The sequence below is a fragment of the Paenibacillus sp. DS2015 genome, from assembly GCF_050433705.1.
GTDB lineage: Bacteria > Bacillota > Bacilli > Paenibacillales > Paenibacillaceae > Paenibacillus_AQ.
In genome coordinates, this window is sequence record NZ_JBNPWS010000034.1 from 49,689 (window position 1) to 60,689 (window position 11,001).

12 protein-coding genes and 2 pseudogenes are annotated in these 11,001 nt (G+C 39.6%); 8 read left to right on the top strand and 6 right to left on the bottom strand.

The features are described from left to right. Positions 1-213: 213 nt before the first annotated feature. Positions 214-2,307: pseudogene (locus J2T13_RS22000) on the top strand (alpha-amylase family glycosyl hydrolase); the annotation flags it as partial. Positions 2,308-2,364: 57 nt separating this feature from the next. On the opposite strand, the gene J2T13_RS22005 reads toward J2T13_RS22000, so the two are convergent. Genes J2T13_RS22005 through J2T13_RS22020 form a run of 4 tightly spaced genes read right to left on the bottom strand, consistent with a single transcriptional unit; the run spans position 2,365 to position 4,306 of the window. Then, positions 2,365-2,670, bottom strand: a complete 306-nt coding sequence (locus tag J2T13_RS22005; protein WP_429374507.1) for an MGMT family protein — start codon at positions 2,668-2,670, stop codon at positions 2,365-2,367. 55 nt (positions 2,671-2,725) lie between these two features. Continuing rightward, a complete protein-coding gene (locus J2T13_RS22010) occupies positions 2,726-3,286 on the bottom strand; it encodes a DUF4825 domain-containing protein (RefSeq protein ID WP_429374508.1) in 561 nt (186 codons plus the stop codon). Then, the gene (locus tag J2T13_RS22015; RefSeq protein WP_429374509.1) at positions 3,276-3,959 is read right to left on the bottom strand and encodes a permease prefix domain 1-containing protein; all 684 of its coding nucleotides are present in this window, start codon (positions 3,957-3,959) and stop codon (positions 3,276-3,278) included. Before J2T13_RS22015 ends, J2T13_RS22010 begins: the two co-directional genes overlap by 11 nt. Before the next feature lie 14 nt (positions 3,960-3,973). Beyond that, positions 3,974-4,306, bottom strand: coding sequence for a PadR family transcriptional regulator (locus J2T13_RS22020; protein ID WP_429374510.1), 333 nt, complete (start codon positions 4,304-4,306; stop codon positions 3,974-3,976). 243 nt (positions 4,307-4,549) lie between these two features. On the opposite strand from J2T13_RS22020, the gene J2T13_RS22025 reads away from it, so the two are divergent. The 5 genes from J2T13_RS22025 to J2T13_RS22045 all read left to right on the top strand — a co-directional run bounded on the left by J2T13_RS22025 (position 4,550) and on the right by J2T13_RS22045 (position 7,078). Beyond that, positions 4,550-4,858, top strand: a complete 309-nt coding sequence (locus tag J2T13_RS22025) for an aspartyl-phosphate phosphatase Spo0E family protein (protein ID WP_429374511.1) — start codon at positions 4,550-4,552, stop codon at positions 4,856-4,858. Positions 4,859-5,107: 249 nt separating this feature from the next. Beyond that, positions 5,108-5,335 carry a DNA-binding protein gene (locus J2T13_RS22030; protein WP_429374512.1) on the top strand — a complete coding sequence of 76 codons (228 nt, stop codon included), beginning with the start codon at positions 5,108-5,110 and terminating at the stop codon, positions 5,333-5,335. Positions 5,336-5,415: 80 nt separating this feature from the next. Further along, positions 5,416-5,622 carry a lipocalin-like domain-containing protein gene (locus J2T13_RS22035; protein WP_429374513.1) on the top strand — a complete coding sequence of 69 codons (207 nt, stop codon included), beginning with the start codon at positions 5,416-5,418 and terminating at the stop codon, positions 5,620-5,622. Positions 5,623-5,800: 178 nt separating this feature from the next. Continuing rightward, positions 5,801-6,445 carry a stalk domain-containing protein gene (locus tag J2T13_RS22040; protein WP_429374514.1) on the top strand — a complete coding sequence of 215 codons (645 nt, stop codon included), beginning with the start codon at positions 5,801-5,803 and terminating at the stop codon, positions 6,443-6,445. Positions 6,446-6,622: 177 nt separating this feature from the next. Next, positions 6,623-7,078: a GreA/GreB family elongation factor gene (locus J2T13_RS22045; protein WP_429374515.1), complete on the top strand. Its 456-nt coding sequence runs from the start codon at positions 6,623-6,625 to the stop codon at positions 7,076-7,078. A 262-nt stretch (positions 7,079-7,340) separates the two neighbouring features. Here J2T13_RS22045 and J2T13_RS22050 read toward each other — a convergent pair whose 3' ends face one another. Further along, entirely contained in the window at positions 7,341-7,529 is a 189-nt protein-coding gene (locus J2T13_RS22050; protein ID WP_429374516.1) for a sporulation protein Cse60, read from the bottom strand. 229 nt (positions 7,530-7,758) lie between these two features. On the opposite strand from J2T13_RS22050, the gene rnhA reads away from it, so the two are divergent. Beyond that, positions 7,759-8,406, top strand: a complete 648-nt coding sequence (gene rnhA, locus J2T13_RS22055) for a ribonuclease H (protein WP_429374517.1) — start codon at positions 7,759-7,761, stop codon at positions 8,404-8,406. A gap of 74 nt (positions 8,407-8,480) precedes the next feature. Here the strand turns inward: rnhA and J2T13_RS22060 are convergent, their stop codons facing one another. Then, positions 8,481-8,867 (bottom strand): hypothetical protein, encoded by a 387-nt coding sequence (locus J2T13_RS22060; RefSeq protein WP_429374518.1) that lies wholly within the window; start codon positions 8,865-8,867, stop codon positions 8,481-8,483. Positions 8,868-9,404: 537 nt separating this feature from the next. On the opposite strand from J2T13_RS22060, the pseudogene J2T13_RS22065 reads away from it, so the two are divergent. Beyond that, positions 9,405-10,863: pseudogene (locus tag J2T13_RS22065) on the top strand (IS1182 family transposase). The last annotated feature ends 138 nt before the right edge of the window (positions 10,864-11,001 follow it).

The window sequence follows — 11,001 nt, forward strand, 5'->3', positions numbered from 1 at the left end:
TTACAGACGATTTGGTGTTGATTATGTTATTTTAGGAGCAGGGATTTTCAATTTAATGCAAACGATTGCATTAAATTGAAGAATAGAACAGGAGTATAGTTCAAATAATTAAAGTACCTTTACTTGGGGGATAACATGATCGATGGAATGGAGGGGCAATCATTGAGAAGTGAATTGCAAATGTCACATGATACTGATAAGACAGCTGTACCTAGCTCTAAAGGTTGGAAGTTGCTCGACGAATTGTATCATTATGAGGGAGACGATCTTGGAGCAACGTATAGGAAAGATGGGGTAACGTTTAAAATTTGGGCTCCTATTGCAAGCAAGGTTATAGCGAATATTTATGACAAAGGGAATGCCTCACGACGTATTGGAAGTGTTAATTTAACGCTGGGAGACAAGGGCGTGTGGTCTGTAGAGCTAGCACCCGTGGATCTAGGCGTTACAGATCTGCGAGGATTCTTCTATCAATATGAAGTAACCAACAACGGAGAGACTAGACAAGTTCTCGATCCATATGCGAAATCAATGGCGATATGCAGAGTGGACACAACAGGGAAGCCGGGTCCTGATGGAGATGTTATTGGGAAAGCTGCAATCGTTGATTTGAGTGAGACGAATCCTGATCAGTTCGATTATGCGAGTATTGAAGGGTACGAGTCGAGATGCGATGCGATTATCTGGGAAATACATATCAGGGACTTTACGGCAGATCCTTCTATTGAAGGTGATTTGAACGCGAGGTGGGGATCCTTCAATGCTTTTAAAGATAAGCTCGATTATATCCGAACGCTGGGTGTTACCCATGTTCAATTACTTCCTGTGATGGCTTGGTATTATGGGGACGAGGCTGCGATGGGGAATCGAGAACTAGAGTACTCGGCTGTAGATAATGAATACAACTGGGGATACGATCCACATCATTATTTTTCTCCCGATGGCGCATATTCTGAGGACGCTACAAATCCCGAGTTAAGAGTTAAAGAACTGAAGGAAATGATTCATGCCATCCATGAAGCGGGAATGGGTGTCGTCCTAGACGTAATATACACGCATATGGCTCTAGCAGACTTTCTGAATGATATCGTTCCGAATTATTATGCATGGCAAGATGCAGAGGGGAAATTTATTGGTGGTTTTGGAAACAATCTAGCGACCAATCGTAAGATGGCGAAGAAACTGATGGTGGATTCCGTGAAGTATTGGTTTGATGAATACAAAATAGACGGCATGCGCTTCGATATGATGGGCGACGCAACCTACGAGGCTGTGCAGGAAGCCTGCGATGCAGCAGCGGAGATCAACGCCAACGCTCTATTCATTGGGGAAGGCTGGCGGACCTTCCAGGGAGATCTGTCAGATCCAACACTTGTAGGTAAAGCTGCCGACCAAGACTGGATGGATAAAACGGATAGTGTAGGTGTATTCTCCGATGAGATTAGAAATGAATTGAAGTCAGGTTACGGGCTCGAAGGTGAACCCAGATTTCTTACAGATGGACCCAGAGACATCTCTGTCATTTTCAATAATATTAAAGCACAGCCGTCAAATATACCCACGGATAGTCCGGGGGATATCGTGCAATATATTGAGGCTCATGACAATCTTACGTTGTATGATGTGATTGCACAATCGACCAAGAAAGACCCTACGATACCAGGCAACGACCTAGAAATACATAGACGAATAAGACTGGGTAATACTTTGATCTTAACTTCTCAAGGAACGGCGTTCCTCCATGCTGGACAAGAATACGGCCGAACGAAACAATGGAAGACATTTGGTGTGCCAGAACAGAAATATGATGCATTTGATGATGAGAAGGGTCAAATATTCGGATATTTCGTTCATGATTCATTCGACTCATCTGATGCGATTAATATGTTTGATTGGGCGAAGGCGACGGATGCCGTTCGGTATCCCGTGAACCATGCAACGAGCGAATATACAAAGGGGTTAGTGGCACTGAGAAAGTCTACGAATGCATTTAGACTAGGTGATCAGACACTAATCAACACGAACGTTACCTTGATCAAGGCGCCTGAAATGGAAGAAAGCGATCTTGTGATCGGGTATAAGAATCACGCAACAGATGGAACAGGTAACTACTATGTATTTGTGAATGCAGATAGCAGAACAAGAACGCTCACACTACAAGAGGATTTAACGGTGGGAAAAGTCTTAGTAGATCAGAACGAAGCGGGAACGGTAGAAGTGTCTAAGAAATTAGGCTTTAAACTTACACCTCATTCGATCACGCTTGATCCACTAACAGCAGTCATCATTAATACAAAGGATAGGTAAACTCCGGCGAACTTGGCTAGATCATTTATCGTACCCAATTATAACGACGTTACAGACCTATCCATCATGACGATAGATGGATAGGTCTATTCGTCCTGCCGTATTTGTCTCAATGCCCTCTTCCTCGAGTAATATCTTTTGGAGAAAACGGGATTCATCATCCGGAATAGATATTTCACCCTTGATGTTGATCACTCTATGCCAGGGGAGGTCATACGTGTGACTCATCGTGTGTAGAATGCGGACAACTTGTCTGGCCCCACGTGGGCTTCCAGCAGATTTGGCGATCTGACCGTAGGTCATGACCTTGCCTTTAGGTATAGTTCGTATTATATCAATGACTTGTTGCGTAAATGGCTGCATGAGGTTCTCCTAGTGTTTTAATTGGGAATGATGTGAACTTGAGTGAACCCTATTATTAATCCTTTAGGAAAAGGGTCTCCATACCATCGAATACATAATCTTCATCCGTAAGCTTGCTTTGAACTCGTTCATACCAAGTGTCTTCATCAGTTAGCGTAGATAAGTTCTCGTCATACCACTGTGCAACATCACTACGTATAACTTTATAAGAGTCTCCTTCAAAACTAAAGTGAATGGCATCAAGGTTATCAATTAAAGAGAACAGGACAGTAGCATTGTATATCAATGATGTCTCTAAGTACTTCACATCGAGGGTTGAACTACTTTCTTTGAAATTGATTTCTAACGTAAATACGTCGGGGAACAGTTGAAACGTTTTGTCTATATTTCCTAAGGGCAATGTGCCAACAAGGTTCGCAATATTTGAAAAGTTGCCCATGTATTTACTACGATATTTCAGCACGGATGTTACATCATGTGTTAGAGGATTTTGTTGATCTGCAGCATATTTTTCCGCATTCTCAGCCAGCTGTGGTGTAACTATCCCCTGTACGATTCCAAATGACACCACACCGACAAACAACAAGCAAAGGATCACAATATTTCTAATCTTCATAAGACGTACCTACCTCATATTTATGGAAGATTCTCAGAGCACTGTTGAATATTAAGGGAATGATGATGGAGATCAAAGGCAATAGATAGGGAAGGGTCATGACAGCAAATTGATAGGGCCCATCGAAGCGTATGGGTCGCATAAACCAGATGTTGCTTCCGAACCGAAGTGCCGTTGTAGCGGTAAATGATACAATCATGAAAAGTCCCCACAGAATCCAAGTGATTCTTCTGTATCGTAAGCAGGATTCTATAGAATAAGTAGTAGCTTTGTTCAGCCAATGATCATTTTTGATTCGATTTAAAAGTAAGAAAACCACACCAAGGACAAGAACGATCACTAACAAGAAATAGCTAATAGGTCTTATTGTACCTAATATTCCAAGAGGTATCGTGAATATCCACGCAACTAGCGTATACAATAATGCGATCTGTACAAGTTCGACTTGAAATCGATGGATATACATTTGGGGATGATCATCAATTAGACCTTCAATGGAGTCCATATTGCTGATGGCTATAGCGATCGCCTGATCTCTTGTCATTCCACCTTCTATTAAATCCGTTACTTTAGCCTCGAGATTCGATAAGATTTCATATTTCAGTTCTTTTATCTGTTGGTTTTCTTTATATGCTGAGAATAAATGCTCGACATGTTGTTGTAATGGTTTCATTAGGATTTATCCTCCTATTCTATAAGTTGATCAATTAAGATTCTGGCGATCTTCCAAGCTGCAACATTGGCTTCATAGGTTTCAATTCCCAGAGGCGTTACTGCGTAGTACTTTCTTCGCCCACCTTGACTCTCGTCGCCCCAATAAGATGTTATTAGTTTCTGTGATTCAAGTCTTTTTAAGCTGCTGTATAGTGAGGGCTCTTTCAATTCATAATTTCCCTGACTGTATTTGGAGATTGCTTTTATAATTTCGTATCCATAGTTATCGCTCTCACATAGTACACGGAGAATAATCGTATCTACATGTCCGCGGATTAATTCGGGACTAATATTGCCGCTGTTCACGTTGCTCACCTCTGGATTACAATGTATACTATATTACTATGTGTGTCAATGTAATGTGTATCTTAACTGTGATTATCCATCGGATAACATACACTTTGAGGTGAGTATTCCAAATACTCAGCAAATATTCAGTGGGTATTCATATACAGTTAAGCTTGCTTCTCTATACTAAGTACAGATCGGTTAGACAATAGGAACCACCTCATAGTCACTAACGATTTAACGAAACTTGGAGGTATCATTATGAAAAAGACTAACATGGGAATGATGACTGCCACCGTGTCATTGATGCTTCTAATAAGTTCTTGTGGAAATAATGAGAATGTAAGTTCATCCAATAATGAGTCCATGAATAGTGAGACTGAGATGACTAAGACGACATCAGCAGTAACAGATACAGATACACAGTCAGAAATGGAAAGAGGGAAACTCAATCAGATGGCGATCAGGCGTGGTATTATGGATGAGCGTGTACTAGACCAGTCCAAGAGGCTCGATCAAATGCTTAATCAATTCACTAGGGTAATGCGCGATGAACAGATGACCTTATGAACAACCTCAACCTCGGAAAAAGAGATGGAAGCTGTAAAATGAACAAATAGAATACAAGCGGGTTTCCCCGTTCATAATAAGAGTAGCGACTACCATAGCCGATACTCTTATTTATTGTTTGATTGAGATATGAACCCCTATAAAGGGTTTTATTTAAATATATAAAATCTAAATAAGTTAATGAAACGTGAAAACGTGGTTCGTGATATAATAGACATATACAGATCTAACAAGAAAGGTTGCAAATATATGCATGCATTCGAAGATTGGAATCAAAAGCTAAGAAAGACTTTCAACGAAACAAGTAATGAAGTTGTATTGACAGTTACAGAAGCAGGGAATCTGTTAGGTTTATCTAAGGACCAAATGAAAGTTTACGTGGATAAAAACAACCTAACCAAAATGCAGATCATGAGAAGTGCTCATAGGTACCTGCTGTTAAAAAGTGAAATAGATGAGATCGTAAAGAACAAATAACCTTTTCAGATATTGCAAGTATGATTGATAACATGACACCTATCGGGTGTCTTTTTTTTATGAAAACAATTAGATGACAATTGAATAATAAGGGCGAAATTTCAGGTGAAGCTAGTGGCACTCGGACGCTTATGGGTGATCAGAGCGTCGAATTAACACTAGACGGAGTAGTGTATTATGGTGTGTTCTTACGTGAGTGGGAACTTACATCAGCAGCTGAAGTATTAACGTTCAGCGCTTTATCAGATGAAGGAGTGGCTGTCTGGGGAAGTCGGCTAGCGGATTAAGATAGATTAAATTATTTTCCCATGAAACGCGAAGAACATACCTTGATTGGGGGTATGTTCTTCGCGTTGTCTAAGAGTAAGATGATTAGGTAAATGGATCTAAGGTTATAAATAGATTGAACGCACAACACCCTAATATCTCAGATGGATAAGAGTATTATATTTGGAGGAGACATTCATGATGAATAAGGATAAAGTGAAAGGTTTTGTAGTCGGTGTTATAGGTACGAGTTTAATTCTTGCTTCATCTGCTGCTTGGGCTAGCCCAGTATCTAAGAAAATTAACGCATTATATAACGATATCAAAGTAGTTGTAAACGGGAAAAATGTTCAATTAACAGGTCAAAATGAACCTTTTATGGTTGAAAATACGACTTATTTACCTCTCAGAGCTGTGGCTAAGGCATTAGATCAACCTGTAAAATGGGATAATGTCACAAAAACAGTTCAGATTGGAGAGGGAGTAACAACAACGAATCGTTACGAGGTAGCGGGGATTGACTATCCACAGGAATTTGAATCCTTTTTTAGTAAAGTTCAAAAACGTGTTGCCGATGGGAATAAATCTGGGGTTGCAGAGCTTGTTAATTATCCTATTAATGTGAATAGCAATGGTAAGACGGCGATCATTAAAACCAAGCAACAGTTCATCAACGAGTATGATCAGATTATGACAGACCAGGTGAAGAAGGCATTGAAGAATCAGAAGGTTCAGAATACTTTTGTAAATTATAAAGGAGTAATGGTCGGAGATGGGGAGATTTGGTTTAATGTATCTAACCAGGACCCGCATACATTTTATATTTATGCTATCAATAGATAGCTCCGTCAGATTTGGAACTATTTAGAATTCCATGTTAGCTATAACAGATAGGATTTGATAATATAACTATAGACCTCCTGATACGGAGGTCTATATTTTTATGAGGAGGAAAAGGGATGAGAAAGCATAATTTGAACGCTCTAGTGGTAAAGGCTCATACAGGGGAGGAGATATACTATGAGCCATAGTTTACTGCTAGAAGGCTCAAGGAGCCAACTCGTTCATCAACTCTGTTTCTTTGATGAAGAGAAAGAACATGTCTTGAAACAATATTACCCTGAGCCCAGTCCGGAAAGAAAACATCTGGAGCAGATTATTTCAGACTATTGCGCAACGTTAGAAAGAATACTTTCTGAACTTATTCCAGAACATTTAAATTCTACTATCCTGATCGGCAGCCAGGTGAAATTACAATATGTAGAGGACAAGTTTACAGAATCATATATCATTGTTTTTCCTCATGAGTCAGACCCGAATGAGAATAAAATCTCATGGTTGTCTCCAATAGGACTTCAATTACTGATGAAGAAAAAGGATGCAGCCTACCAACTTCATGTTCCTTCTGGAAAGATCGCGGTAAAGATAAAGGAAATCAAATATATGAACTATGGTTCAATTGAGAAACAGATGTAAATGAGGATAACAAAGCAGCCTTGCGATTGTGGCAAAGGCTGCTTTGTTGTGTGAATGACCGTTATTGGTTAACGCGTTTAAGATCATGTCCGTTATTTATTCAAATAATATATGGCATAACCGATGGCGATAATGATAATACAGGCCGTAGCTGCGATAGAAATGAATTTGAAGAAACTTTCGCATCTTTCATTCGTTACTATCTTTCGTAAATTATATTGCAATTTCAAGTGTTTACATCCCTTTCACGTCTTACTAGGTCTTACTTATTTATCTTATAAACAATGAGAATGGTGCTTCTTTGATAGGCTGTACCAGATGGTGTTGATTTGATAGTAGACCCGTAACAAATATTAATGACTTGATCATCTGCAAGATCGGCTAGGAAATCGTTAGCTCTTTTCTCAGCATAAGCTGTATCCGTATCCGTGAACTCTTTCACCTGAATCATGATGCATCGCCCTCCTTCCCACCATTTTAACATTAAATGTAAAAAATATTTCAAAATAGAGATAGGCACCCCATGAAAAATTCATGGAATGCCTATCTGTGTTCAACATAACACTGAAGGTAAGAGGTGTCAACAACTGAAATATATTAGGTTATTTTCTTGTGGTATAATCGGACTAAACAGGCCTGCGTAATGTAAGGAATAAGAGACGTTCGGGAGGAAATCATAAGTGGCTAAGCAAAAGTATTATGTGGTATGGGTAGGGAATAAACCAGGAGTTTATTCGACTTGGGCAGAGTGCCAAGAACATACAGCGAAATTTAAAGATGCAAAATTCAAGTCTTATAGCTCAAAAGCGGATGCTGAACAAGCTTACAAGGAGGGGTGGAAGAAGCATTGGGGTCTGAAGCAGCCTGACGCTAAGCAGAAGCAATCCACAAGTAGAAAAGGCTCAACTACAATCGATGAAGAGATTGACTATAATAGCATCTCTGTAGATGTGGGGACCCGAGGGAATCCAGGGCCGATAGAATATAGAGGTGTGAACACCCAGACGGGTGAGGTCATTTTCGCACATGGACCTATAAGCAAAGGTACGAATAACCTAGGTGAATTCTTAGCCGTGGTTCATTCTCTTGCTTTTCTGAAAAAAGAGGGAAGTCTCAAGACCGTATATAGCGACTCCAGAACGGCTCTGAAATGGGTAAGAGAGAAGCATGTGGCGACAACGTTAGAGCGTGATGAATCTACTCAAGAAGTCTGGGAATTGGTGGATCGAGCTCTGCAATGGTTACAGACTAACAGCTATGATAATAAGGTTCTCAAGTGGCAAACCCAAGAATGGGGAGAGATCAAAGCGGACTATGGCCGTAAGTAGGATATTATTTAAGAAAAAGGTACTGACCTTATGTGGTCAGTACCTTTTTTGGAATGATTATAATAAATCTCTTATTAGTTATTCAAACCATATGCGCTGTTCGTAATAATATCGCGAACTTCCGACTTTTGTTCTTTGTATTGTTCAAGAGTAAGACTTCCGTTAGCTAAACGCAGGTCGAGTTGTTCCGTTAATTCGGCCACCTGTAAGTCAATGACATTCTGGACATCTACATCATTGTCCTTCGCAATATCAGCTAGTGTCTTACCATTATATAGGGCGTCATGGATTTCATCATCTGACGATAGCTCAAGTACTTCAAGTAAGTCATTCGAGACAGGAGTGATTGTGTTAAGGGATTTAGTGATAGAACTTGCACTAATCATGTTATTCCATGAAGATCCGCCGATCGTGATAGCAAATACCATGGTACCTACAATAATAATTTGTTTCGAGTTCATAAGTTACCTCTTTTCCAATATGTATTTCATTTGTTATCAGGCGTTATATATATTCTAAACACCGAACCTTAGTAACAGGTTAAGATACGTTTAAGATTAGTTAAAGTTCCAAGGTTCACAAGATGGTAACCCATATAGTAGTTAACCAACTCATGCACAATTCAAACTAACCGTAGAAATAAAATAAAAAAAAGCCCCCAATGGAGCAGGAGGCCACTGAAAAAGTCCAGAAACAGTTGTTAGTGTGGCCGTTACGATAACGGATTGTCCTTACGATCGTTGTTGCCCTCAGATTTCTTGATTATATAACCTCAATAGCGGTTGAAATCCGATAGCAAAGCATATGCTTTCGAAGTAGCTTTCCAAAGGAAAGCTTGTAGACGAACGCTACCGCTTCTTCAGGACAATTCCGTTCTCTTGGCTTCTTCGAACTTGATACATTATTCTAGTTTTCAGGCATCCTTCACACAATCTATTTGTGCAAAGGATGCCTGTCTTTCGTATAATAAAGGTATCAAATCTAGGTGGGTGTTCGTGATGATTCCAAACCAACAAACTCTTAATCTAAGTCCATACATAGCCATTTACGATATCGTTGTGCCTAAAGATAATATGCTACGTCAAATCAATGAGCTCGTCGATTTCTCTTTTGTCCATGAAGAATTACAGAATAAATATTGCCTCGATAACGGTCGGAACGCAGTCCCCCCCCATTCGTATGTTCAAATATTTACTGTTGAAATCTATTTTTGATGTATCCGATGTGGATGTCGTAGAACGATCCAAATATGACATGTCTTTCAAATACTTTTTAGATATGGCACCAGAAGATCAGGTCATCAATCCCAGTTCACTAACGAAGTTTCGTAAGCTTCGCTTGAAAGATATGAACCTGCTAGACATGCTTATTCATAAAACAGTCGAAGTTGCATTAGAGAAAGAAATCATAAAAAGCAGTGCGATTATTGTGGACGCCACACATTCGAAAGCACGTTACAATCAAAAATCTCCCCAAGAGATTTTAATGGAGAAGTCTAAACTGCTACGAAAGGCAGTTTATCAAATCGATGAAAAGATGAAAGATAAATTCCCAGCGAAAACGACAACGAACGAATTGGAAGATGAACTGGACTATTGCCAAAAGGTCATAGATGCCGTGGAAAAAGAGGATGCCATCCGTGAATATCCCAAGGTAAAGGAAAAGCTGAATTATTTGAAAGAAATCGTAACTGATCACCATGAGCGCCTGCAACTTTCCAATGACCCAGATGCACGTGTAGGTCACAAAACGGCAGACTCATCTTTCTTTGGTTATAAAACACATATTGCAATGAACGAAGAACGTATCATTACAGCTGCAGTAATAACGACAGGTGAAAAAAATGATGGGAAACAACTTCAAACCTTAATTGAAAAAAGTCGCCAAACCGGAATGGAAATCGATAGGGTTATCGGAGATGCAGCCTATTCAGAGAAGATAATATCCAGTATGCTAACCAGAATGAATTACAATTAGTATCTAAGTTAAATCCAATGATCACGCAAGGAGCACGAAAAAAGGAAGATGAATTTGAGTTCAATAAAGATGCAGGAATGTATGTTTGTAAGGCTGGACATATGGCGATTCGAAAGCACGTCAAGGGAGGAAAGATGTAGGGAAAAACCAAGTAGATACCTATTACTTTGATATTAGTAAATGTAGACAACGTCCTTTGAAAGAGGGTTGTTATAAAGAAGGGGCAAAAACAAAAAGCTATTCGGTAAGCATTAAATCAGCAGAGCATAGTGCACAGCAAGTATTCCAAGAAAGTGAATACTTCAAAGAGAAGGCAAAAGAACGCTATAAAATAGAAGCCAAGAATGTGAATTAAAACACCGACACGGGTATGATGTAGCATCATCTTCGGGTCTGGTTGGCATGCATATGCAAGGTGCGATGGCCATATTCGCCGTCAATATGAAACGAATCATAACTTTAATGACAGAAAAAAAGTAAGATAGATCGTAAAGAAAGGCGACATTCCGTTCATAAATCGAACTAAAATGTACCCTTTGTAAAGGACAATTATAAAAAGGTTAGCTAACTTATTGAAGCTGCTGTCTGTATTTTGCAGGCGGCAGCTTTTTTAAATTC